Here is a 26,071-nt window from a genome sequence, read left to right on the forward strand (position 1 = left end):
CTTAAATAGTATAGTACAAAAGCGACGTTTTTACAGTTTTTTCGACAGGCATTTCGGGTATAGCTTTATCATCTATGTTCATCTACTACAATAACTGAAGGAGAAACTCATTATGCCGCGCAAAACGTATTCACCAGCCTCATTCAGTCCAAATTCCGGTACGTTATTACGTCCACTCCTCAACTGGGGTATGGCTGGTCTGGCCCTCAGCGCATCGGTCGTATTTATCCTGGCAGGTCTCGGTGCCTGGTTGGGTGCTGATGTTATTATTCGTCTGGATGATCAAATTCAGCAATTATTTTATCTGAATTCAGATTCACGTCTTCATCTATTCCCTTACACTGCATTCATAACCGCACTGGGTTCATTCAAAATCTCTGCTGTGGCTGCAGGAGGGTTTGCTCTTCTTTTCTTCATTCAACGCAGTCCAAGGTTTGTTGTATATGGATATGCGCTCACGGGAAGTTTTGCCATGATGTGGATTCTGAACACGTTATTGAAGGAATTTTTCAGACGAAGCAGACCTGAACTGGATCATCTGCTGGTCGTTCACGGGTACAGCTTTCCCAGCGGACATGCCATGATCTCCATGGGCTTCTACGGCATGCTCTTTGTAATCTGGGCCATTGAACGGCAGCGACATAACACTTCCGGTGTGTGGCTTCCTGTTCTATGTGGTATCAGTTTTATTTTATTGATTGGCCTCAGCCGGATCATGTTGGGCGTTCATTATCCTACGGATGTATTTACTGGATTTGCCGCTGGTTTGGCATGGATCTTCTGCATGGTTAAAGGCATTAAACAAAGCCGCTAAAGAATGAATTCCTCTAATTTCCAGTTCATTCATCCTCATCTTTATTGTTTCACAGGGTTGCACGGGGTTTATATACGAAGTAAGCAAACGCGAACAGACAACATCCTACATCAAGTTTAAAGGAGGCGGTTGTTATGTGGGGCATCATTATCAGCATTGTGATGGCTGTCATCATCGGTTTGATCGGAGATGCACTTGCCGGTCACAACATGCCTGGAGGCATAATCGGTGCGATGATTGCCGGATTTGCCGGAGCCTGGCTGGGAGCACTTTTGCTTGGTAACTGGGGACCAGTTATCGGTAACTTTGCCATTATCCCTGCCATCATTGGTACAGCGCTCTTTGTTTTCTTGCTGGGGCTTGTGTCCAGACTGCTAAGACAGGCTGCCTGATTCGGGCAACAAGGTGTTCGTTGTTTCGTATTTGTTTCTTAAATTGAAGAAGGAGTGATTAGACATGAATAAAGCAGAAGAGCAATATCCTGTACAGACGGGTTCAACTTTCGCAAAAGGTATTTTCATCGGGGGTTTGCTGGGAGCTGCAGCAGCACTACTCTTTGCGCCTAAACCGGGACGTGAATTGCGTGGTGACCTTTCCGAGAAAGTGGGCATCGTTACTGACCGCACCAAAGAAGTGGCAACTGTTGTAAGTGACAAAGCCACTGAACTGGCTAAAACGGTCTCTTCCAAAACTTCCGATATTGCAAAAACGGTAAATCAAGGCCGCAATGATGTAATGGACTCTGTGAGAAAAGCGTCCGCTGATGTGGCTAACGAAGCATCCCGTGCATCTGATGAAGTGGCTGCCGCTTCCGTTGAAGCGAAGGAAGATGCACGTAAAGAACTTAACTCGACTAGCCTGTAAGGCGATACAGATCGAGTGACCAATAGCCAGCTGCACTCCAGCTGGCTATTTTTTATCCAATGAGAGTTGAGGAGGACAAATAATATGAGTAAAGTTACAATCAACGGTAATACTCCAATTACAGGAGGAACACCGGCCCAGCAGTATGATACAAGCGAGCATCCTTTTGAATTACGTCATGAGGTAAAGCGATTGAACACCCGTCTGGACCAGATTGCGGACAGCCTGGAGAGAGCACAGATCAAGGATATTATTGAGAATTACAGCAGTCCCAAAAAGCGGATTATTACCAATTTTACAGCGGGCATGGCACGAGGTCTTGGTCTGACTGTGGGTACCTTTGTTGTTCTCGGTTTGCTGGCATTCATTCTCAGCCAATTCGTGAATATGCCGATTGTGGGCCAATATATCGCTGACTTGCTTGGTTATATTGAAGATTACAAAAACTAAGAAACTAAGAGGACTAACCACCAGTAGGCTATCCCTTACGTTTTTCCATAGCTCCTTTTTTCTCTGTCTCTTCAGCTGAAGGCTGTGAAGATTTCACTTTGAGCAGATCTCCTGTCCAGCCTTTCATCATCAGCCATACATACATGCTGATCATGCTTAAGATAATGACAACAAGGACCAGTACAACTCCCCATGATTTGTCGATAAAGGGCAGGTTCTCAAAGTTCATCCCCCAGATCGCGCCAGCTGCCGTGGCAGGTATGAACACAGCAGTGACAATGGTCAGCGTCTTCATGATCTCATTGCCACGTACACCGGAGATCGCATTATCAATGGAGATTAACGTATCGATCTCTTTCTCGTAGTGACTAAACAAACGTTCCATTCGCTCTACCCGATGTTGGAGTTGCTGGAAATATCGATTTTCATTTATTTCATCAAGGTAAGCCTCATGTGAAGCAGCCATCAGTTCCGAGTAAGGGATGAACAGATTACTCCAATACAATAATTCAAATCGAGCGGCGAGAATCTGGTCCATCAAGGTGCGGGCATTGCGGGATTCCATCTTCCGTTCCAGATCACGCAGGTTCATCTCAAAATGATCCATCCCCACATGGTAGTAATGCAGTATAGCTCGAAAAAGTACAAACATCCCGTCCCTGGCTTCACTACATTGCTGTAACATATGGGCACGTTCATCCGTCTTCATAATACCTCGTGTATTGTCATCCATATTCAAGGTAACCAGGTTATTGCGATCGACATAGAAAAACATCTGATTATCTTGACGTTTGTCATCTCTCTCATTCTTGACAGCATACAACAATGAACCAAATATGACTGGTTCTTTACCATTCACGAAACGTACGGACAAATAATTCGATTCCACTTCCGGAATCTTATGAAGCCAATACCGCATATCCGGAAACGCCTCTGTCAGCTCCTCCAACGCATCGTTCATGCTATCGGTGTCAGGTGCAACCCAATCCCACCATTGCCAATGGTCCGAGCAAGATAACTTGTCACGGCGAGCTTCCAACTTGATTTGGTTCATAATCACTTTATCCACTCCTGCACTCATGTTCTTCATTGCATGCCCATCTTTTTGATCCCAAAAAGGACACGTATGCATTTCAGCGCATTGACGTGTCCTTCTTTATGCCGTACTCAACAACATTAGGGTTCCATTTGTCATAACATTGAAGCATTAGACATGATCTGTTTCAGTTTCTCTGTAGCTCGCTTCTGAATCCGAGATACACTCATCTGTGAAACACCAAGCTTCTGGGCAATTGCCCGCTGAGATTGGCCATCCTGGAATGCTAGAATAAGTACCTGCTGTTCTTGTTCCTTCAATTGTCCCAATGCCTGTTGCAAGTCCATCCGTTTTTCGACCGAATCATAGTCATTAACATCTGCACTGATCAGTTCTCCCAATGTTGCTGCACTGTCATCCTGAGATAAAGGAGAATCCAGTGATACATAGTGGTAACATTCCCGACCAGCCAGAACTTCAATTGTCTCTTCTGCAGTCAGATCAAGGTATTCAGCAATTTCGTTCACACCGGGTGAGCGCTCCAGCTTAACGGTTAACTCATCAATGGCATGTTGCACAAGGGCTCCCTTTTCCTTAATCCTCCGGGGCACCTGAATATACCAGGATTTATCACGCAAGTAGTTCTTCATATGACCGATCATGCTCTTCATGGCATAAGGTTCAAACGGAATACCCAGGTTGATATCGTATTGCTTAAGCAAACGAATCAAAGCCATCTGCCCGGTCTGATACAAGTCTTCGTATAGATCGGGGCGATTCCGAGCGATTTTACCTGCTGCCATCTTGACCATTGGTTCATATTTACGGATGAGAACTGTTGCAATTTCATTATCTAGGGTCTGCTGGTATTCCCAGATCAAACCTATAGCTTCAGACATGGACTCTGGGGGAGTCACTTTTTCATTCATACTTTCTCCTCACTTCTTGCAAGACGTTTTACGAGTACTACTTTCGTACCTTTGCCCGTCTCACTTTCCACACTGACATCATCCATCAAGGCTTGCATCAGGTAGAACCCAAGTCCGCCAATCTGTGCTTCCGTCAGTTCTTTGTCGTGTAGACCGGCACGTGACACAGCAGGGTTCATGTTCTCGAAGCTGGCACCTTCGTCCTTGACAATAATGGACAATGTTTCGCCATCCACTTCGAATACAACTTCAACCATGCCGCCTTCGTGTGAGTAGGCATACAATACAGAGTTGTTACAGGCCTCGGATACAGCAACTTTCATATCCTCAATGTCTTCGTAGGAAAATCCCATTTTGGATGCTACTCCATAGAGATTGAGTCTTACAATATCAACGTAATCAGCTGTCGCAGGTAAATTAAGGGTGACTCTTTGAACTTCTGCATTCATTCCTTTTTCGATCCTTTCCTATTGGGAATTCTTCTGTGTGACAAAGAATTTGGCGATGCCCGTCATGTCAAAAAGTTTCTGAATCTGCGCAGGAACTTCCTGTACTTCAAAGCGAGCTTCCATTCCATGTCTGGCCTTCAGAACAGATAACAGGATACCAATCCCTGTACTATCGATATACTTCAATTCTTTCATGTTAATCACAAGATCCTGTTCCTTGTTATCCACGAGCGGCTCCATCACCAAGCGGAAGTCAGGAGCAACCGACAAATCCAGTTCGCCAGTCAGATACACCGTGCACACGCCGTCCTGAGTTTCAGTTCTTGCATTGAATTTTTCATTTTTATTTGTATTCATTAGACATCTCTCTCCTGATCAATGGTTTCCTTACCTAATAACCCAACTTCAGCATGAGTGAATCAGAAAGAAGTTTGGAAAATGTTTCAATTGGCCTGATTCATGGCTGAAGGGCCTGGTTCTAACATTTGTCGTTGTTTCTGAAACTGGGCTATTTTCTGTTTTACATTGCCCATTTTCACCGGTTTACTAATATAATCATCCATGCCGGCAGCAATACAGCGCTGCTGAATACCTTCCATTACGTTAGCAGTCATGGCTATAATGATTGGCTGATTAGACTGGGACAGACTCTCTCGAATCCGCCGTGTACATTCCAAACCGTCCATCACAGGCATCTGCAGATCCATAAACACATAGTCATAGGGATAACGGCTGCCGTTTACCATATCGAGTGCGCTCTGTCCATCTTCAGCAATGTCTGAGAGCAACCCCAGCTTACCAAGCATAATCGCCATCAACTTCTGGTTGATCGGATGATCATCCACAATTAATACCGTAGGATATTTATTCTCATTTTTCACATCCGTTGGTTTCTCTTCCCCGTTCCCCTGGACCAGTTCAGTTTCTACATAACGTTTCGCCTGAATTGTAAATACAAACGTTGCTCCCCGTTGCTCTGTTGTATCCAGATAGATCTGTCCACCCATCATTTCAACCAGAGTCTTGCATATTGCCAGTCCTAAGCCAGTTCCACCGTATTTACGTGTCATGGATGTATCCAGCTGGGAAAACGGCTGGAACAGGCGATCAACTTTGTCTGAAGCGATACCTATCCCGGTGTCTTTAACGGCAAACTCCAATGCCATTTCTCCATCCTCTTCTTCCTTAACTGACACGATCAGATAAACTCCACCCTGATCGGTAAATTTGATCGCATTGGCAATAAGATTCAAGAGAACCTGACGGAGCCTTGCCATATCTCCATAGATTAATTCAGGTACAGAATCTTCCAGGAAATAATCCAGTTCCAGATTCTTTTTGCCTGCTTCTGCAGCAAACAATCCCAACACTTCCCGAATACAGGAGACAATTTCAAAAGGATGCTCTTCCAGTTCCATTTTGCCGGATTCCATCTTGGTAAAATCAAGAATGTCGTTGATGACCGTGACAAGTGCATCTGCGCTGCGACGAACGATGTCTGCATATTCCTTCTGATCTTCCCTCAGTTCCGTTTCCATCAGCAGATCAACCATACCGATAACTCCGTTCATCGGTGTACGAATCTCATGACTCATCATTGCCAGGAACTCAGTCTTTGCATTGGCTGCAATTTCTGCTTCTTCCTTGGCCTGAATGAGTTGTTGGTTCATCTTCTCCAGTTCCTGTGTCTTCTGGTGAAGAAGCATGGTCTGTGTCTTCAAACGTTTATTGGTGATAAACATCTCCACAAAGCCCTCGATTTTGGATTTCAAAATCTGAGGAATAAATGGCTTAACCATGTAATCAATGGCCCCGGCTGAATATCCGGCAAACAAGTGCTCCGCTTCTCTGCTATTGGCAGAGATGAATATAATCGGCACATCCTTGGACTTGTCCCGTGCCTTAATTAACTTTGCTGTCTCAATTCCGTCCATTCCAGGCATCTGCACATCGAGAACGATAACCGCAAATTCGTCTTTTAGCAGACAGCGGAGTGCCTCTTCTCCGGAAGTTGCCTTAACGAGTTTATATTGTTCCGATTCCAGAACTGCTTCAAGAGCAAGCAAGTTCTCAGGGCGGTCATCTACCAATAATATGTGGATTGGTTCATTGAGCCCCATGGCTAACCCTAACCCCCTATTTGATCTTCCGGTATATTTTTTCGGTCCGGTCTAACGGCTCATAGGTATCACTGAACTCTGTAAAATGTATCGATTCTTTCGACCCCAGAACCAGAATACCAAAGTGGCTCAAGCTCTCATGAAACAGCCCATGCACATGGTTCCGCAGTTCATCATTAAAATAAATCATGACATTACGGCAAAAGATAACATTAAACTCGTTAAATGACCGGTCTGTTGCCAGGTTGTGCTCGGCGAAAATGATGTTCTTCCTTAGAAAAGGATGAAATATCACCGAATTGTATTTCGCTGTATAGTACTCGGAGAAGGCTCTGGTACCCCCTGCCTCCAAATAATTTGTAGTAAATAGTTTCATTTTCTCAATACCATATACGCCTTCTTTGGCCTGTTGCAAAGAGCGATCATTCATATCCGTTGCGTAGATTCTTGCCTTGTCATACAGTCCTTCCTCATGCAACATGATGGCCATGGAATAAACTTCCTCTCCTGTAGAACATCCCGCATGCCATATTCGGATATACGGGTAGGTTCTCAGGATAGGAATAATCTGTTCCCGAAACATTCGGAAAAGCGAAGGATCTCGAAACATTTCCGTTACAGGGATGGATAAGTTCTGTACAAAACGTTCAAACGCGGAACGGTCATGAAGAACACGCTCCTGCAAGCCGGATATGCTCTTAACACCTTCAGCATGTGCATGATGCCAGATTCTTCGTTTCAGGGATGGCAGTGCATAGTTTCTAAAATCATATCCATATAAACGGTGCATGCCTTCCAACAGCAACTCAATCTCGATCAGCTCGCGTTCTTCATCTTGCGGCATACGGACCAAATCTGCCCCCGTCTCGGTAGGTTCCCACGGTGTCATAAGTTCTCTCCACTTCTTCATTTGTTACTTGCGTATTCGTCGTATTGTCTTTCATTACCCAAACAATGAACATACGAATAATGAACTTACGAATACAGCCATACGCGCATTAAGGATAACAATTGATCTGTCTGGATCGGTTTTTTCACATAATCAGATGCTCCAGCCTCAATACATTTGCCGCGATCCTCTTTCATGGCTTTGGCCGTAAGCGCAATAATCGGCAACTTTTCAAACTGCGGGATCTGTCTGATTCGTGTCATCGCTTCATAACCGTCCATCTCTGGCATCATCATATCCATCAGTACCAGATCAAATTCCGGATTTTTGTCCAAAATCTCCAAAGCCTCTCGGCCGTTCTCAGCAAACGTCACATCCATCCTATAGCCTTCAAGAACACTTGAAAGGGCAAATACGTTACGAATATCGTCATCTACAAGCAATATTTTCTTGCCTTCAAACAACGTTTCTTTGTTGTGTAGTTTCTGTAAGATTCGACGCTTGTCTTCCGGCAAATTGGCTTCTACCCGATGCAGGAACAAAGTGGTCTCATCCAGCAGACGTTCCGGTGACTTCACATCTTTGATAATGATGGATTCCGCATATTTGCGCAGCTTCATTTCTTCCTTGGAATCCAGTTCTTTGCCTGTATAAATTATAATCGGCAGATCGTTCAGATATTCATCATCGCGAATCTGGTCGAGCAACTCAAACCCGGTCATATCCGTTAACATCAGATCCAGTACCATGCAGTCATAACGCTGGCTGTGTAATTCATTCAATGCCTCACTACCTGTCGATACAGCGGTGATTGCAACATCATCATGACCAATCAATTCAATAATGGCTTTACGCTGAATTTCGTCATCTTCGACGATCAACAGTCGTTTTAATTGATTCTCAGTATATGATTTGATATGCGAGAATGCTTTATCCAGTGAATCCTTGCTCGAAGGTTTTTTCAGATAGGCAATGGCGCCCATCATCAGACCTTGCTTCATATCATCAATGACTGAAATCACATGAACCGGAATGTGGCGTGTTGCCGAACTGCTCTTCAGCTCGCCCAGAATGGTCCAACCATCCATCACCGGCAATTGAATATCCAGGATAATGGCATCCGGCAAATATTGACGTGCCATTTCAAGTCCTTTATCACCTTGAAGGGCAACAAGTGCTTTGAATCCTCTTCCTCTCGCCATATCCATCAAAATATGTGCAAAGTTCACGTCATCCTCAATGATGAGGAGGATTTTGTCACCTTCCATCAGATTCTCCCGATCATCTTCGATCTGCGTGACATCTGGAGTATGGGAAGGAGAAAGATCTGTACCCACGCTACGCTCCGGATCAGGAGAGAGAATGGACTGATGACTTGAAAGCATGGTCCGTGCTTCGATGGACTTTTCATAAAGATCCTCTGAGGAAACAGCCGCTTCTCTTGAAGCACCTTCCTCCGCCAAGGCTTCCTCTTCATGATTATCCGGCAGGTATAAGGTAAAGCAGCTACCTTCTCCCTCGGATGATTCCACCTGTATTGCACCACCAAGCAAACGTGCCAGTTCCCTGCTAATGGACAATCCCAGACCAGTTCCACCGTATTTCCGACTTGTGGTCCCGTCTACTTGCTGGAACGCTTCAAAGATCAGATCCGTCTTGTCCGATGGAATACCAATGCCGGTGTCTTTTACACTGAATCCGAGATATTCCTGATTGGTGTTCATATAACCCGGCAGTTCTTCCGGTTTCATCCGTCGTCCAATTAGACTAACCGAACCTCGATTGGTGAACTTAAATGCGTTCGACAACAAATTCCGTAAAATCTGTTTGACGCGATGGCTGTCGGTGTACACCCATTCCGGTAGATCGCTGTCGAAATCAATATTCAAGTTCAGTTCCTTTTTGTTCGCCATCGGTCCAAAGTTCTGCTGAACAAAGCTGGTCAGCTCTTCCATTCGTACGGTCTCATAATTGATATCCATCTTACCTGCGTCCACCTTGGACAGATCCAGAATCTCATCAATCATCTTCAGCAGATCCGCGCCTGACATGTAGATGGTTTGCGCATATTCCTGCTGTTTGTCAGTCAGATTTCCACCTTTGTTCTCCGACAATAATTGGGACAAAATGAGCAGACTGTTCAATGGTGTACGGAGTTCATGTGACATATTCGCTAAAAATTCGGACTTGTACTTACTTGTCATCGACAGCTGTGTAGCTTGCTGTTCCAACTGTGTCTTCGTTTTCTCAATTTCGTCATTTTTCTCTTCAACTTCACGCACCTGCTCTTCAAGCGCCCGCGTCTTGGCAATGAGCTCCGTATTGAAATGCTCCAATTCTTCCTGCTGACGCTGCAGCAATTCCTCGGAACGTTTAAGTGCCTCTGTCTGCTCCTCCAAATTCTCATTGGAACGACGAAGCTCTTCTTGCTGTGTCTGCAATTCTTCCGATTGAACCTGCAGTTCCTCAGTCAGTGCCTGGGATTCACGCAGCAGCTCCTCCACACGCAAACGACGTCGAACGTTGTTCAAAATTACGCCCAGGTTCATAATCAGTTGTGTGAATAACTGCTTGTGCAGTTCATTGAAACCTTCAAAGGAAGCCACTTCAACTACACCAATCAGTTCATCTTCAAACACGACAGGATAGATCATGATACCCGCAGCACGTGTTGAGCCTGAAGCTGAACCAATATGCACGTAATCTTCGGGCGTATTTTCCAGAATAATCGGTGTCATATCCAGCGCGGCTTGACCAATCAGGCCTTCCCCGATGCGATACATTTCCTTACCAACATCTTCGTTCTCTTCAAATGCGTATGCACCGTAACGTCTCAGTTCGTCGGGATGTTTCTCCTCATCGATCAGATAGACGACACCCAACTGAGCACCAAGCACAGGTGTGAACTCACTGATAAACATCTGTGAAATTTGGCGAATGGAGCCAATCCCCCGAAGCAGCTCCGGGACTCTTGCGATGTTCGAACTCATCCAGTTTTGATCCTGCTGAGCCTGCACATAAGCCCTCTCGATCTCCAGTTTTTCTTCCAGATCACTGGATACATCCTTGAACACACTGGCAATCTGACCAATCTCGTCCGTGGACTTGACCTGTATGCGTCTAATTGTGCGGTAACGCCCTTTACCAAAGCTGGTAATCATCATAGATACAGTGTTCAGACCCCGTGTAATACTCGGCAGCACCCACAGAATGACACCCAATGCAAGCAACAACCCGGCAATCATGATACTTATCGTGATCTGTACTGCTCTCGTATACGCTTCGTTAGCGTTCTTGATCTCAGCATCAATCTCTTGGTCCTGATAACGTGAAAGAGCATTCAAACTATCCACAGTTTCTTTTTGCACCGCGAGTCCTGTTGAATTGCGGTAGTTATTCGCATCTTCTACCCGGTTTTGGGACATCAGGTTGATCTGTCTCGTTGCATAAGATGTATAAGCGGTCCACGCCGTATTCACACGATCCACCAGTTGATGTTCAGGTGCACTGTCTGCCCGGTTTCTCACTTCTGCGAGGTAACCATCCCCCCGATCCTTCATCTCCTTCAGATCACCCTCAGCAGCATTAATCGAATTGTTCGGATTCAATAACAAGTTAGCCAGCACTTTGGCTATATCATTGACCTCTCCACGTGCAGCAGAAGTGAACCTTACTTTGAGATAACGTTCCTGATACATCTGATCAATCTGTTGATTACTGCTGTTTAACCGTTCATAACTCACAAACGTGAGCACGATCAAAATGGCCATCAGAGCGGTAAAACCAATCAGCAGTTTATTCCTGATCTTCATTCATCCCCCGCCCCTTTATTCAAAGTAATCCAGACCAGACATTTATCATCATCCCGCTCTTGGGGAATTTCGTCGTCAAAAAACATGGCCTGCATAGCAGCTTCATTCCACTGATGTGAGCCGGTCAGTTTTTCGATCAGGAATTCATGTTGTTCTTCCTGCCCGCCCTGAACAGCTTCCAATAATCCATCCGTATAGAGTGCAATATGCCCGTCACCCTCATAATGGATCGTTTGTGGTTCAATATCCATCTTGTCAAATAAACCAACAGGACAGCAGACGCTGTCAAATGTGGTGACACTGCCGTCGTTTCGGAAAAATAAAGCAGGTGGATGCCCTGCATTAACATAATCAATACGTTTCATCCGTGTATCAACGACCAGATAAATTGCCGTGAAATAATACTGCACCAATTGTTTTTCCAGATGGAGCTGGTTAAAACGACGGTTCAACTCTTGAATGACCTTCTCTGGATCCACATAAGTGGTAACCGTATCTTTCAACACAGAAGCGATAAACATGGTAAACAGGGATGAAGATATCCCGTGTCCCATCATGTCGAGCAGCAGTACTCCGTAACGGCCTTCCCCAAGGGGGTACCAAGAATACAGATCACCCGCAAGCTCAAAGGATGGTTTATAGATGGCATGCACTTGGAACAACGGGTCCCTAATTGCCGGACTTAATACAGCATTTTGGACCATCGCTGCCAACTTGAGCTCATCCTGAATACGTTGATCACGCTCTTTATGCCAATCCTTCTCCTGTTTCAAACGAAGTGCGAGTCGAATTCTGGCCATCAGTTCGACTTTATTAATCGGCTTGGTCACATAATCAGATGCACCAGCATCCAATGCTTCGGCAAGTTTCTTGGAGTCTCCGATGGCAGTCACCATAATAATCGGTATATCCTTCAGATTCTCAAATTTCTGCACAATACTGCAGGCTTCGATACCGTCCATCTCAGGCATCATCATATCTAGCAAAATCAGGTCAATATCCGACGGTCTTGGACGAAGTTCGTTGCTTTCCTCCCCAATTCCTAACACTTCAAACATTTCCATGGCGGAACTCGCCGTTACAATGTCACGATAGTTTTCTTTTTTCAGAATTTCTCGAATGATAATGACATTCGTCGGATTGTCGTCAACAATAAGTATTCTCATTGATATCTCCTTATCTGTGGCGTCCGGGTTTGTCGATTCTTATTAGGTTAAAACAAACGTTGATTATACAAATTTTGCATACAAAACGGCAGTAGACATAATAATTCCTAGTATAACTATAATCGTAAAAACAAAAAACTTCTATCAGTAAATGGCACCATCGTAGGGGAATATCCCCGCGACTCACCCTGTTTTTGCAGCGTCCTGATCCCGCTTCCAAACTTGCAAAAACATAGATAAGGAATGGGGTTTTCCCCATTCCTTATCTATGTTTTTGATTAAGCATTTTACATAAATGATTCAGAAGCTTGTCCATGTTCAGCAAACTTCAACTTATCGAGTTAATCTTTCTTTTTAGCAATAACGAGTACTTTACCTTTGTCGAGTTCACTCTCGTAGAAATCCGCTTCGGCTTCGGTAAAGCCCATCGAAACAATTTTGGCCCGGAGTTCATCACCACGTGAGCGGAACAGATTCGCCAAGGAATCAAATACGCCCTCTTCCTTTATGCCAATTTCTTTGGCATCTGCTGTATCGGCAATTCGATCTGTACGATCCTTCTCATGGGCGAGAACAAAGATTTGATCAGCAAGGTATCCGGTAATCTGCAATTCTTTCACCGCTTCTACCGCCTGGACTCCGTTTTCTACCACTTTTGCATAAGCTTGCTCATTGGTTGAATTCATCGTTTCCACTCTCCTCTGATTTAATCTTCTGTATCGAGCTACTTAGTATATAACCATACTATATGGGTTTGAAACGATTTGGTAATAACCAATCCTAGGAAACTGTGTCATCAAAAAGATCAATGCCTTCAATCTGATGAGAGCCTGACTTCATATATACCTTCAGAGCCTGGTCTCCACGGAGAAACACTTCTCCGTCCTCTGCCACATAATAAGGTTTCCCTAGAGCATGATGGATCGCTTCAATATTCATCTCAATTCTCTTTCCGTTTAACATGATGTGATTCTCAGATGCATCGATATGCACATATTGAATGACATCCGTATCTTCACACAAGCCAACCTTCACATCATGAAAGTGATATTCAGGACACCCCAGATAAGGATCTTCCTGCTTATACCCCGGCTGGCCCTTCTTGGCCAACAAATCATCCATGGTGTCATCCAGAGAAATGCCATTCAGAGTCCGAAAATGCTGGAAAGTCTCGGATCGATCAACAGCCAGAGTTACCTCTGACGCCTTCTCTTCCATTGCCGTCCATTGCATATCGTGAGCAGCGGGTACCGCTGCCGGTTGAACGGAAAAGGGAGAAATTACGCTAAACATCACAAGCAGTAGTTTCATCATGATTCTCACCCTTTCATCAGGTTCATCACCGCTCTGAAGGCTTCTTCATGGGTTACAAAGCGGTCATGTTACTTGCGCATCCGTTGCCATACATTCGCTGCAACATCAATATACTTCATCCAGTTTTTCCCGCCCTTAGCTTCACCATTATATGTAGCTTCATAGGCTTGCAGGGTACGATCCGTTGATGTAGCAGGCGGTGCAGTTACATGAACCGCTTCAGCATGCTTGGTCTGTTCAGCGTTGTTACGTTTGGTCTGAAATTTCGCCATCAGCGTTGTGGAGACTTGTTTGGCTGCTGCCGTCACTTCATTCAACACTTCTCCCAGATTCTCAACAGATTCCATAACAGGATCAATTTTTTTCATTTTGTGTTGTACATCCACCGTAATATCATTGGCATGTCTTACCGTCTGCTTCACTTCATAACTTAGTTCGTCAATGGTTTTCTGTACCTCCTGCAATGTCTGTGAGACATTGTCCAAAGAACCCTGAGCGGATTTCAAGGTACGAATTAAAAAGAATACCAGTACTGCAAATGCCACTGCAATCAGGGCCACGCTAATTTGATAGATCATAGAAGAACCTCTCTTTCCATATGTGCATCAGTTTGTTATTGCTATAGTTACCCGGCGATTTCCCGGACGAAACAATATTATATATCCCTTCATATATGCCTTCGCTTGGAAAAAAAACCAATGTTTCAAGCGGTTAGCACTCGGTTAAAGTTAGACTACACAAGGCGGTGAGGTGAACACAACTCACTCCACAATCAATTATACGAAAGGATGAATACTTATGTTGAAATGGTCTGTATTATTTCTAATTATTGCACTGGTAGCAGGTATTTTTGGATTCTTCGGTATTGTTGAAGCAGCTGCTTCAATCGCGAAAGTACTCTTCTTCATCTTTGTTGTACTGTTCGTAATCTCCCTGATTACGGGACGTAGCCGAATGCGATAACCTCAGGCTCTGATATGACTGAGTGTTTACTAAACGAAATACATACAAAAGCCGATCGTGCTCCCAAGCCGATTGGCTTTTGTGCGTTCAGGCATAGGTCAACTTTTCTATATTATGTATTGCACTCCCTTCTGCTTTATTCCAATCCGCTCTCGTATGAATCCCAAAAAAAACAGGACCTTCTTGAGATAGCCAACCCGGTTTTATCCCACTGAAGTATGATATTTACAGGCTTGCTATATACCCACATATGAGCCAGTTGACACTGGAGAATGCAAGAAAATATTGTTATAATTTGTGATTCATAAGGGTGCTTGCTTGGTTACTTGTAATCAGGACAACATTTTACATACCTACCGAGGAGGAAAAACAAAATGAAAAAAATCGTAAGTTTTGCCGCTGCTTTAACGTTGATGGGTTCGATGGCTGCCGCTGCGGGTGCTGAGGAAGCGGTTACTGGAACGGTAAATCCGGAAACAGGAACTGAGGCTACAACAAAGACAACGACCACAACAACTCCAGCTGTTGAAGTGAACAAACCTGCTGTAGAAACAGTAGAAGGTACTGCTGAGACTGTAACAGGTACAACAGTAGACACTACAGGTGCAGAAGGTACTTCAACTACAACTGAAACGCCAGCTACGACTACAGATGAGAAAATGTTTGAAGAGCCACTCGTAAAACCAGGTGATGAAGTACTGGCACCAACGATGTTGCTGAACCTTCTGGAGCGCACTTGGTTCTATGATGCACCTAACGGTAAACCAATCGGTGCATTAGGTTCCCAAGTCATCGATACAACAGGTGAAGTGGTTGATGGATTCGATGGCGGCGAGTGGGTACAAGTATACACTTGGAAAGGCAAAGCGTGGATCCACGTTGCCATTCAATAACATCGTATAATCGTTCTAATGATAAGTAAAGAGGACAGCACGCACAATTGCGGCTGTCCTCTTTTCATTTTCCAAGATGTTCACTCCCTGTTCAAGGGTTCCTTGTGACTTCTTCCGTCTTTGGTTCCACATGTACATGTACATGCATGATGTTATGCGATCGCTTCAACCGCTCTTCAACACGGTCACAGATCTGATGGCCTTCAATCAAGCTTAGGCCTCCGTCCACTTCAATGACTACATCCACAAGTACATGACTGCCGTGCACACGTGCCTTCACGTCCTTGATCATCTCAACACCGGGAACGCGTGCTACGGAGGATCTGAGATCCGTCAGTTCCTTCTGGTCAAATCCATCGGTAAGACGATGTGTAGAATCCCGAAAAATCTCCCAAGCCGTTTTGCAGATCAACAGACCTACAGCAATGGCAGCTACTTTATCCAGCCATGGAAGTCCAAACTGCGCACCTATAATTCCAATTGCAGCGCCTATGCTGACCCAGGCATCGGAACGATTATCTTTCGCCGCAGCCATCAGAGCCTGACTATTAATTTGTTTTGCCAGACGGTGATTGTAACGGTACACGCCTAACATCACCACAGCACAGACTACAGCCACCGCTGCCGCCCACAGGTTTGGAGCAACAAAGGCTCCTTCATACCAGGAGCGAACGGCTTCAACCAATACTTGCAGCCCAACCATAGCCATAATAAATGAAGCTACCAAAGCAGCAACCGTCTCCGCTCTAAAATGACCATAGGCATGATCCGAATCAGGTGGTTTCTGGGAGATCCGAAGCCCAATCAGTACAGCAATGGATGCTACAATATCTGTAAGGTTATTAAAACCATCGGCCAGCAAGGCGCTGGAAGCAAATAAATATCCACAGATCAGCTTAAAAGCGGACAAGACGAGATAGGCTACGATACTAACCCAAGCCCCTCGCTCCCCTTTTCGAATTTCTTCATAAGCGTTCAAACCGGGCGACACCCCTTTAACGTTTCGTATTACGGTTTTTCCATGTTACCAAATGCGGAGCGTGTGGGTCTACAGAAACAGTGTTGCCAGGTTGCATTGCTGTAGGCAAGCCGAAACAAAGTTGCCAGACGGCAGGGCTGTAGTTATTGAGAAAAAATGTTGGCCTGGGTAAAACCAAAGGTTTTGAGCATTTTATCAGGTTGCCCTTGTGGGGCTTTTATAAAACGTATAAAATAGGTACATCCCGTCCAATCTGGACGGCTCACTGTAAGACCGGGAGGGAAATAACGATGAGCGAAAATAACGAACCGAAAAAGGTCAGTTTGCAGGATGCTATACGCCAAAAACTGGCGCAAAAGAAAGAACAAGCAAATTCTGGTAACCAATCCAGCGCCTACTTTGAAGGCGGACCTAAAGCGATGAAGAGTCAAAACAACAAAAAGCCTAACAACCAACGTCGCCGTACTGGTGGATCTTAGGTCTTAAAGCCGCCGAGAAACCATTGAATTACAAAAAGAACCGCAAGCCCTCTTCAAAGAGGCTTGCGGTTCTTTGGTGTTCCTATAATCATGTGCCGCAGATGATGCTTAGATTAAGCTTCTACCGGATACATTTTATTGCGCAGTTCTTTGATTTCATCACTTTCCAGATATTCGTCATAGCTCATTTGGCGATCGATAATGCCTGTTGGCGTAATTTCGATAATCCGGTTAGCAATCGTTTGGATGAACTGATGGTCATGGGATGTAAACAGCATTGTGCCGTCAAAGTCAATCATACCGTTATTCAGTGCTGTGATGGATTCAAGATCCAAGTGGTTCGTTGGCTCATCCAGAATCAGTGCGTTTGCACCTGTCTGCATCATTTTTGCCAGCATACAACGAACCTTCTCCCCCCCGGAGAGTACGCTAGCCTTCTTCTGGGACTCCTCACCGGAGAACAGCATACGGCCCAAGAATCCACGCAGATACGTTTCATCCTGATCTTTCGAATACTGACGGAGCCAATCCACGAGAGTCATGTCTACACCGTCAAAATACTGAGAGTTGTCTTTCGGGAAATAAGCCTGAGTCGTCGTTATACCCCAAGTATATTCGCCGCTATCTGCTTCGGTTTCACCCATGAGAATATCAAATAACAGTGATTTGGCATTTCCGTTCGGGCCAACAAATGCAATTTTGTCACCTTTGTTCACCACAAAGCTCACATCATTCAACATTTTCACACCATCGATGGATTTGTCAATACGATCTACCGTCAGCAATTGTTTACCTGCTTCACGTTCAGGCTTGAAGTTGATAAACGGGTATTTACGGTTGGATGGACGAAGGTCATCCAATGTGATTTTGTCGAGTGTTTTCTTCCGGGAAGTCGCCTGTTTGGACTTCGAAGCGTTCGCAGAGAAACGTTGAATAAAGGCTTGTAGCTCTTTAATCTTCTCTTCTTTTTTCTTGTTGGCATCCCGCTGCAGAGCAAGTGCCAATTGGCTGGACTCATACCAGAAGTCATAGTTACCTACGTACATCTGGATTTTACCGAAGTCAATATCTGCGATATGCGTACATACCTTGTTCAGGAAGTGACGGTCATGGGATACCACAATAACGGTACCTTCATAATCCATCAGGAAGTTCTCCAGCCATTGAATGGATTCGAGATCCAAGTGGTTGGTAGGCTCATCGAGCAACAGGTTGTTTGGACGGCCAAACAACGCTTGTGCCAGCAATACACGGACTTTTTCGTTTCCGCTCAGCTCTATCATTTTTTTGTCATGCATGTCACGAACAATGCCAAGACCGATCAGGAGCGCCGCTGCATCTGGTTCAGCATCCCAGCCGTTTTGCTCAGCGAATTCCCCTTCAAGCTCACCTGCACGCAAACCGTCTTCTTCTGTGAAGTCTGCCTTCGCATACAAAGCATCCTTCTCTTTCATGATGGAATACAGACGACTATGACCCATAATTACCGTTTCGAGAACCGGATACTCATCATATTCAAAGTGGTTTTGCTTCAAAACGGCCATACGTTCGCCCGGGGTGATGTGCACCTCTCCCGAGTTGGCTTCAATCTCACCAGACAAAATTTTCAAGAATGTTGATTTGCCGGCTCCGTTGGCGCCGATCAGGCCGTAACAGTTCCCTGGCGTGAATTTGATATTTACATCTTCAAAAAGTGCACGTTTTCCGTAGCGGAGCGTGATGCCGCTTGTACTGATCATTAAGCATACCATCCTTTATTGGTTAATCTGCATACTGCATGAATAGCAAGTTGCGTAAATCATGGATTCAATATCCCGATGCCTATTCTGGCACCATATTATAACACAAAAAAGCGGCAAATTCGAAAATTGGCCGCTTTTTACTTATTAAAGATTTGGTAAATGTACTGTTCATGCAGGCATACCCCTACATTAACATATTTGGCTCACTTTTGTTAGCCCTGTTTACCTTCCTCGTGGTGAATGCGGAGTGTTTCGCCATGACCAAGCACCCGAATCCGCTCTTTACCAATGCCTAAACGTTCACGTTCAACTTCCAGCCGATCCAGCGCTTCCTTGGGCGTATCATCCGCCAGCTTGAATGTGCCGTAATGCATTGGCACCATGAGCTGTGAGCCGGATTCAACGAACCCCTGCAGCGCTTCTTCGGGTGTCACATGCTGAGAAGTCATGAACCATTCCGGATCGTAGGCACCGATGGGCATCAGGGTAACACCAATGTCAAAGCGTTCTCCAATCGTTTTGAAACCCTGGAAGTAACCTGTATCACCCACAAAATACAACACAGGCGGGCCGCCGGATGTATCGTTCTTCCCTGATTCCGTGGATGACTCATCCTGATTGCTCGTTGTTGCAACACTTTCCGCTGCTGAAGTCGTTGCCGAATGATTCGATTCCAATTCCAATACATAACCGCCCCAATGGGACGTATTGGTGTCAAACAACGTTCGGCGCGTCCAGTGCTGTGCAGGAACAAAAGTTATTTTGACTCCGCCAAGTGTCATATGATCCCACCATTTCATCTCCTGGCATCGATGGAATCCTTTGCGAATCATCTTGCGTTTCAGACCATCGGGTACGATCAGCAACGTCTTGGCTGTAATCAGCTTACGCAAGGAAGCCAGATGCAGATGATCATAGTGGGAATGGGATATCAGAATCACATCCAACGGTGGAATATCCTGAATCGGAATGCCGGGGGCACCGAGCCTTCGTTGAAATCCCATTTTTTCGGCCCACACCGGGTCAGTCACGATGTTCAATCCATAATATTGAATGAAAAACGTGGAGTGTCCAATCCAGGTAATACTTGTGTCATCCCGGTTGGCATGCAGATAATCCAGTTCAGGCGGGTGTTTGGGCACGGTGTAGGTGTAGTCCTTCACTTTGCTCCGCCGTTGCTCCCTCCATTGTTTGAATTCCTTCAGCGTTTTGTCCGTACTTACATTATCGATATTGTTATAACGGATTTTCGGCATGAAAGGGCCCTCCTCCCTTCCTCATTTCTTAACAACAGATTACCCCAAACGGGAATGGACGTACCAACCAATCAATCCTTTGGGTTCTTATATACGGCCAGATATATAAACAGAAAGACAATAGCAGCCGCAATGATCAGTGGAGGGGCGTACATAATGGTGAATGTTTCAAAAAAGCTCAATCCGGTTATACCGGGTATCCCCGTGACTCCCTCAGTAGATAGTGGATCCAGCAAGGGAGTCATGAGTAAGAACATGTTTGGGTGCATGAACAGACTCATCCTTTCTTTTTACCAGAATTACCGCGCACATAATTGGCATCAAACAGGAACAGCTTCATAATCAGCACAAGCGAAGGAATGAGCACGAGTAGCCCCAGACTAAACGCTGTAATGAGCGCAATCCCCATCGTGCGATTCGTAAAGCCGTCGTAAATATTGATGTAAGGATACAATATGTACGGAAGGTGAGATCGCCCGTAACCATACCAGGCAAAGGCAAACTGAAGCATGACAGCAACAAAACACCAACCCAGATATTTACTTTTCCACACCAGCGACACAGCAATGACAAAACAAATAAACGAAGCGATGAACATCCACGAAATATTTACCATCTGCTCAAAGTGTTCGGGATTCTGTTTGTTAATCTGCAGAAAAGCCAGAAAGCTTGCAAAAATGGTAGGCAAACTCCAGAGCAGCGCGTACTCTCGAAGCACCTCATATGCCGGCTCATCCCCCGCCCGTTTTGCATAATAAGATAGAAACATCGCCGAGATGTACAGCACACTAACCAGTGCAAGCAAAACAACCGACCATGTATAGGGATTCGTCAAAAATTCACGCCAGCGAAAAAACACCTGATCGCCCACCTCTTCAATGATCCCGCCTTCGGATATCGCCAAAATGGTGGAAAATACCGCCGGAATCAGCAATCCCGTCGCCCCGTACAATGCCATATAGATCCGGCTGTTCTGCCCATGATTGCCATAGGTATTGTAGGCGTAATACACGCCCCGGATCGCAAGCAGTACAATGGCCAGGGAACCCGGCACCAGCAAGGCCGTCCCGTAATAAAAGGCGCTGTCCGGATAAAACCCGACCAGTCCGACCACAAAAAAGATCAAAAACACATTCGTCACTTCCCACACGGGAGACAGGTAGCGCTGAATGATGTTATGAATTTTGTTCTCATGCCCGGTCAAAATGCTATAAAAGCTGAAGAACCCGGCGCCAAAATCAATCGAAGCAACGATCAGGTAACCGAACAAAAACGTCCACAATATTGCGATGCCTGCAATTTCGAAACTCAATGCACGATCCCTCCTTCAAGCCCCAGAGACTCTAGTTCCTTCTCTGCTTCCTTGTTACGGAACAGCTTGCTGAGTACCCGAATGCACGAGAAACACAGGATCAGATACAGCAATATGAACAACACTAACATCCATCCTACCGAAGTTGACGTCGTGGCCGCTTCCGCCACCTTCATATATCCGCGTAAGATCCAAGGTTGCCTGCCAACTTCAGCGAACATCCACCCCAACTCGATCGCAATCATGGCCAGTGGCCCCAGCAAGACAATGCCAAGCAGCAGCCACTTGGGATAGGGCTTGCGCCCTGGCAACCAGCGCCGCAGTACATATAACACAGGAATCATCAGGATGATCACTCCGGTGGTGACCTTCAGGTCGAACATATAATGTATGGATAGTGGTGGTCTCAGATCCGCCGGAAATTCTTCGAGACCTTTCACTTCCGTATCTGGACGATTACCCGCCAAAATGCTAAGCGCATAGGGAATCTCAATCGCGTATTTCACTTCATTATTCTCATCCAAAATACCGCCATAAACGAGCGGTGCCTCTTTCATCGTCTTGAAATGCCATTCTGCGGCAGCCAGCTTCTCCGGCTGATATTTCGCCAGGAATTTACCGGAGGAATCGCCGATCATGACGGTACTAATGGCAAATACGAGCGCAGATACCGTCGTGAGTTTCAGTGCTTTTTTGTAATACACATGATCCCGTCCCCGAAGCAAACTGAAGGCGGCGATCCCCGCCAGAATACCTGCACTCAAGGTGTAGGATGAGGCGAGCACATGGGACACTTTGGTTGGCGTTGCCGGATTCAACATGGCAGCAATCGGATGAATGTCCTTCATGATGCCATTAATCAGGGTGAATCCCTGAGGCTGGTTCATGAAGGAGTTCACCGTTGTAATGAAGATCGCAGATGCAGATGAGCCGAGAGCTACCGGAATTAACAGCAGCATATGCGTATATTTCTTTTTGAAACGATCCCACGTATAGAGGTAAATCCCAAGAAAGATAGCCTCTATAAAAAAGGCAAACGTCTCCATGAACAGCGGCAGGGCGATTGCCTGACCCGCTACCCGCATAAACATCGGCCACAGCAGACTGAGCTGTAATCCGATCGAGGTGCCTGTAACGACGCCAACAGCAACGGTGATGACAAAACCTCGCGCCCACCGGCGTGCCAGCAAGGTGTAATGCATATCATTGGTTCGGAGTCCTCGCCACTCGGCCAAGGCAATCATAAGTGGAACACCTACACCAATAGAGGCAAAAATAATGTGTACAAACAGGGTAAGGCCGGTTAGTATCCGGCTGAGCAAAACAGGGTCCAGGGATGACATGGTTACACTCCTCTTTCACATAATCGTTATGTACGACAGCAGTTACTCTGCTTGAACGTGTATCTCAATAACTCATGATTCGGATGATGCTCTTCACAACGGCATACAGCACAACCACAGCTGCAACCAGACAGACGATAATGAGTGTTTTCTCTTGTTTACGGAACATATACCTGCCGTCCTCCTTTTGCATGGGATGCAAATTATGGCTCTATAGACAGTTTGCAAAAGAAGTTGTTTTTTTATCCGGGGAAATTGAAAAACAAAAAAGCCTTTCCCCTTATCACGCTCACGCGCTGAAGGGCAAAGGCTCTATCCGTAGGTCTCGTACATAAACATTATTCATAAAAAAAGTGGAATACATTTCTTCATTCTTCATTAAATTCAGACCAATACGTCCTGCTTGGGCAGTCGTACCTTGAACGTACTTCCTTTGTCCGGTGCAGATATAAAGGTCAGCGTACCCTTGTGATCCTCTACAATTTTACGGGAAATGTACAACCCAATTCCTGTTCCACCAATCTGCCGGTGATCCGAATTATCGACCCGATAGAATTTGTTAAACAGCATGTCCTTCTCTTGCTCCGCAATACCTATTCCGTAATCACGCACATCAAGACATAACCATTCCTCTTCTTCCCATAACGTAATATCAATACGATCGGCTCCCGGAGAATACTTAACTGCATTGCCCACCAGATTATGCAGAACCTGAACCATCCTGTTCTGGTCCGCATAAGCAAAGAAGTCTCCATTAAACGTATGCACGTAGATACGTTGGGCAGACTTCATATTCCACTGTTCAGCAACCCCTTCTACCAACTCCACCAGCGGTACATACGTCATGTGGTAAGTCATACCTTCGTTGTCGAGGCGCTGAATATCCAGTACATCATCGAGCAAACTGCTCAGCCGCTTGCCCTCCGAAGAGATGGTCTGCATGAATTCACGCTGTTGAGCTGCAGGAAGGTCATACATCATCATAAGTTCCACATATCCCATAATGGTGGCTACAGGCGTTCGAAGCTCATGAGATACCACACTGATGAGCTCATTTTTCATCCGATCCAGCCGTTCTTCTCCTGTCCGGTCACGGAACACCAGCAGAAACCCATGGTTTTTACCCGGGACATCCATCTGCTTCATGTACAAGGAAAATACACTTTTATCCACATTATTGAATATAAATTCGGTCTCGATAAACGCCGTTTCTCCATTCAGGAATGCTCTCGTCTGTTCCATCAGATTGAAGTTGTCCGTTAATACCATCGTATCAATCGCCTGCGCCAAATCCTCAATGGATCTTCCCATAAAATCACCCAAACCAAACATCTCTTCTATCCTTCGGTTGACGATGGTTATGGTCCCTGATCGATCAGACATCACGAGCCCTTCTCGTACGGATTCAATAAATTGCTCACTGATATCTCGCTGTTCCTGGATCGCAATCTTCTCATTGAACAACTCCGAGTTCAGCTTCTCCAGCGCAAGGGCATGACGTACACGATCTTCTTCTGCTCTGGTCCGCTCCGTAATATCCTTAATAAACAGGTTATATAATGTCTCATTTTTGCCCAACTGGATCTCAACAATTTTGTACTCAATCGGAAATACGGAACCATCCCGCCGGATACCTGAAATTTCTTCAACGATGGTGTATCTTTTACCTTCGACATATTCAAATCGCTCCAGCAAATTCTTGATCTCCTTGCAGCTGGCCCCTTGAAAAAGAGATGGTGCTTCCTTGTGCAGGAGCACTTCTTCCCGACGCAATCCAAACATTCTTTCAGCCTCTGGATTAAACTCAACGATCAGCCCATTGGAGTCCACAGCGATAATCGCATCAATAGAGGATTCAATAATGGCACGTTTGACCTCTTCACTATTCTTGAGTTCCTTGGTACGCTCAATAACCCTGTCCTCCAGCGTTAACTTGTCGTGACGAATCTGTTCGAATTGTTCCAGCAGCACATCGGCCATTTTGCGCAAATTACCAATCAGGATCTGTACTTCGGTTACATGGCTGGTTGGCCACTCCATCTTCCCATTTCGAAACAGCAGTCTCGGAAGAGAGCCTGTCATTCGGGTCAGTCTTAACAGCGGGCTAACAACCTTACTGCTGAGAGGAGCCGCTACGATCATGGAAGCCACGATGATGATGAACAGGGATTGCAGCGTGGTCAGATAAATGGATTCGATGCGGGGGTAATACTCGGACGAGTCGGCCACAATGAATACCCGATAAGGTGTTAACCTTGTCATTTCTGCTTCATAGATAAAAGAGGCTTGTTTCCAGTGATTCAATACATCGCTGTAATGGATATTTGCGGAACTTAACAGAATGAGGTTATCCCTCGACTTCAGAAGACGGAATCTGTCCATGTCCAGATACTCGCCCACCTGTAGTGTATTCAAACCAGAAGCGACGACTGTATCATTGCGATCCAGCAGAATCACATTCACACCCAGTAGATGATGATAACGCGCCATATTCTGATCCATATTCTCGGAGGTAACATACTCTTCATCAATATCCTGAACAACCGCAGTTGCTGCATATTTCATATCACGTAATATGGCATCATTCATTTGACCCAATTGTCTGCGGCTATCTGCGGATAACAGTACGAGAGAAACAAATACCACAAAGGCGACTACGTATTTAAACGCAATTCTTGTTAATGGAATGGTTCCCATGCGTTTTGACTTGTGTTCACCCGTGGTGATCCAAAAATCAACTACAATTCCCGCAATCAGCGCATTCACCATACCAATCACAGCAATATACATATACTCATACTTCAAATCGTCTATATTTAAACCCAACATAAAATGCCCGGCATAGATAACAGGAAGTAACATGACTACCCAAAAGACAGCATTAGCCTTGATTAAGCTGCCATTCTTCCAGCGGATCTGCCAAACGAGCATCCAGATTAATTCCATGAAGTGGGCAAGCATGACAGTTAAATTGTGCGGCACAAAGCCGACAAAGACGGTATTCAGGAGATGGATAACTGTAAGGGTGACAAATCCATAGATGGCCCCATGCAAACGAAGAGCAATGAGTGCTGCGGCGCTACCAATCATAAACTGTACACCATAGAATAAAGTAAACGGAAAAATAGTGCTTAGTGAGCCCAGAATGATCAGAATGCTGGTCCCAATCCAGGGTATTCTCAGTTTCAACACGACCCAATCCAGCATTTGTCTTGCCTTTATACGATCCATAGGCAATTGCCCTCATGGATCATTTTTTCT

24 protein-coding genes are annotated in these 26,071 nt (G+C 45.4%); 7 read left to right on the forward strand and 17 right to left on the reverse strand.

What is annotated here, in order from left to right:
- Positions 1–112: 112 nt before the first annotated feature.
- The 4 genes from MKY01_RS27100 (at position 113) to MKY01_RS27115 (ending at position 2,128) form a co-directional block, all read left to right on the forward strand.
- On the forward strand, positions 113–814 hold the full coding sequence (locus tag MKY01_RS27100; protein WP_339284283.1) for a phosphatase PAP2 family protein: 702 nt from the start codon (positions 113–115) through the stop codon (positions 812–814).
- A 134-nt stretch (positions 815–948) separates the two neighbouring features.
- Complete coding sequence (locus MKY01_RS27105) at positions 949–1,206, forward strand: GlsB/YeaQ/YmgE family stress response membrane protein (protein WP_017692278.1); 258 nt, start codon at positions 949–951, stop codon at positions 1,204–1,206.
- A 64-nt stretch (positions 1,207–1,270) separates the two neighbouring features.
- A complete protein-coding gene (locus MKY01_RS27110; RefSeq protein ID WP_076212649.1) occupies positions 1,271–1,678 on the forward strand; it encodes a YtxH domain-containing protein in 408 nt (135 codons plus the stop codon).
- A gap of 84 nt (positions 1,679–1,762) precedes the next feature.
- On the forward strand, positions 1,763–2,128 hold the full coding sequence (locus MKY01_RS27115; RefSeq protein WP_017692276.1) for a DUF5665 domain-containing protein: 366 nt from the start codon (positions 1,763–1,765) through the stop codon (positions 2,126–2,128).
- A 28-nt stretch (positions 2,129–2,156) separates the two neighbouring features.
- Here MKY01_RS27115 and MKY01_RS27120 read toward each other — a convergent pair whose 3' ends face one another.
- From MKY01_RS27120 to MKY01_RS27170, 11 genes are all read right to left on the reverse strand, one after another.
- A complete protein-coding gene (locus MKY01_RS27120) occupies positions 2,157–3,209 on the reverse strand; it encodes a magnesium transporter CorA family protein (RefSeq protein WP_321163433.1) in 1,053 nt (350 codons plus the stop codon).
- Between the two features lie 110 nt (positions 3,210–3,319).
- Positions 3,320–4,093, reverse strand: a complete 774-nt coding sequence (locus tag MKY01_RS27125) for a sigma-70 family RNA polymerase sigma factor (RefSeq protein WP_036606995.1) — start codon at positions 4,091–4,093, stop codon at positions 3,320–3,322.
- Positions 4,090–4,542 (reverse strand): anti-sigma B factor RsbW, encoded by a 453-nt coding sequence (gene rsbW, locus MKY01_RS27130; RefSeq protein ID WP_036606993.1) that lies wholly within the window; start codon positions 4,540–4,542, stop codon positions 4,090–4,092. Before rsbW ends, MKY01_RS27125 begins: the two co-directional genes overlap by 4 nt.
- Positions 4,543–4,560: 18 nt before the next feature.
- Entirely contained in the window at positions 4,561–4,899 is a 339-nt protein-coding gene (locus MKY01_RS27135; RefSeq protein ID WP_036606989.1) for an STAS domain-containing protein, read from the reverse strand.
- Positions 4,900–4,985: 86 nt separating this feature from the next.
- Entirely contained in the window at positions 4,986–6,662 is a 1,677-nt protein-coding gene (locus MKY01_RS27140) for a response regulator (RefSeq protein WP_127546566.1), read from the reverse strand.
- 16 nt (positions 6,663–6,678) lie between these two features.
- The gene (locus tag MKY01_RS27145; protein WP_036606984.1) at positions 6,679–7,551 is read right to left on the reverse strand and encodes a protein-glutamate O-methyltransferase CheR; all 873 of its coding nucleotides are present in this window, start codon (positions 7,549–7,551) and stop codon (positions 6,679–6,681) included.
- Positions 7,552–7,637: 86 nt separating this feature from the next.
- Positions 7,638–11,363, reverse strand: a complete 3,726-nt coding sequence (locus tag MKY01_RS27150; RefSeq protein WP_076253594.1) for a response regulator — start codon at positions 11,361–11,363, stop codon at positions 7,638–7,640.
- Complete coding sequence (locus tag MKY01_RS27155) at positions 11,360–12,529, reverse strand: fused response regulator/phosphatase (RefSeq protein WP_036606980.1); 1,170 nt, start codon at positions 12,527–12,529, stop codon at positions 11,360–11,362. The genes MKY01_RS27150 and MKY01_RS27155 overlap by 4 nt, the downstream gene beginning before the upstream one ends.
- Positions 12,530–12,870: 341 nt before the next feature.
- Positions 12,871–13,215: a general stress protein gene (locus MKY01_RS27160; protein ID WP_017692267.1), complete on the reverse strand. Its 345-nt coding sequence runs from the start codon at positions 13,213–13,215 to the stop codon at positions 12,871–12,873.
- A 94-nt stretch (positions 13,216–13,309) separates the two neighbouring features.
- Positions 13,310–13,843, reverse strand: a complete 534-nt coding sequence (locus MKY01_RS27165; RefSeq protein ID WP_036668006.1) for a hypothetical protein — start codon at positions 13,841–13,843, stop codon at positions 13,310–13,312.
- 68 nt (positions 13,844–13,911) lie between these two features.
- Complete coding sequence (locus tag MKY01_RS27170) at positions 13,912–14,421, reverse strand: DUF948 domain-containing protein (RefSeq protein ID WP_339284285.1); 510 nt, start codon at positions 14,419–14,421, stop codon at positions 13,912–13,914.
- Positions 14,422–14,641: 220 nt separating this feature from the next.
- Between MKY01_RS27170 and MKY01_RS27175 the strand changes: the two genes are divergently transcribed.
- Entirely contained in the window at positions 14,642–14,806 is a 165-nt protein-coding gene (locus MKY01_RS27175) for a DUF1328 domain-containing protein (RefSeq protein ID WP_017692264.1), read from the forward strand.
- A 374-nt stretch (positions 14,807–15,180) separates the two neighbouring features.
- Positions 15,181–15,699 (forward strand): hypothetical protein, encoded by a 519-nt coding sequence (locus tag MKY01_RS27180; RefSeq protein WP_339284287.1) that lies wholly within the window; start codon positions 15,181–15,183, stop codon positions 15,697–15,699.
- A gap of 91 nt (positions 15,700–15,790) precedes the next feature.
- On the opposite strand, the gene MKY01_RS27185 is transcribed toward MKY01_RS27180, so the two are convergent.
- A complete protein-coding gene (locus MKY01_RS27185) occupies positions 15,791–16,678 on the reverse strand; it encodes a cation diffusion facilitator family transporter (protein ID WP_036606974.1) in 888 nt (295 codons plus the stop codon).
- Between the two features lie 290 nt (positions 16,679–16,968).
- On the opposite strand from MKY01_RS27185, the gene MKY01_RS27190 reads away from it, so the two are divergent.
- Positions 16,969–17,157 carry a hypothetical protein gene (locus tag MKY01_RS27190; protein WP_017692261.1) on the forward strand — a complete coding sequence of 63 codons (189 nt, stop codon included), beginning with the start codon at positions 16,969–16,971 and terminating at the stop codon, positions 17,155–17,157.
- 113 nt (positions 17,158–17,270) lie between these two features.
- Here the strand turns inward: MKY01_RS27190 and MKY01_RS27195 are convergent, their stop codons facing one another.
- The 5 genes from MKY01_RS27195 to MKY01_RS27215 form a co-directional block, all read right to left on the reverse strand.
- Positions 17,271–18,896 carry an ATP-binding cassette domain-containing protein gene (locus MKY01_RS27195; RefSeq protein WP_036606972.1) on the reverse strand — a complete coding sequence of 542 codons (1,626 nt, stop codon included), beginning with the start codon at positions 18,894–18,896 and terminating at the stop codon, positions 17,271–17,273.
- Between the two features lie 215 nt (positions 18,897–19,111).
- A complete protein-coding gene (locus MKY01_RS27200) occupies positions 19,112–20,155 on the reverse strand; it encodes an MBL fold metallo-hydrolase (protein WP_339284289.1) in 1,044 nt (347 codons plus the stop codon).
- 277 nt (positions 20,156–20,432) lie between these two features.
- A complete protein-coding gene (locus MKY01_RS27205) occupies positions 20,433–21,467 on the reverse strand; it encodes a cytochrome d ubiquinol oxidase subunit II (protein WP_036668011.1) in 1,035 nt (344 codons plus the stop codon).
- The gene (locus MKY01_RS27210; RefSeq protein ID WP_036606964.1) at positions 21,464–22,810 is read right to left on the reverse strand and encodes a cytochrome ubiquinol oxidase subunit I; all 1,347 of its coding nucleotides are present in this window, start codon (positions 22,808–22,810) and stop codon (positions 21,464–21,466) included. The genes MKY01_RS27205 and MKY01_RS27210 overlap by 4 nt, the downstream gene beginning before the upstream one ends.
- A 384-nt stretch (positions 22,811–23,194) precedes the next feature.
- Positions 23,195–26,041, reverse strand: coding sequence for an ATP-binding protein (locus MKY01_RS27215; RefSeq protein WP_282320222.1), 2,847 nt, complete (start codon positions 26,039–26,041; stop codon positions 23,195–23,197).
- Positions 26,042–26,071: the final 30 nt, after the last annotated feature.

The sequence above is a fragment of the Paenibacillus sp. FSL R5-0486 genome (assembly GCF_037975155.1).
Taxonomy (GTDB): Bacteria; Bacillota; Bacilli; order Paenibacillales; family Paenibacillaceae; genus Paenibacillus; species Paenibacillus amylolyticus.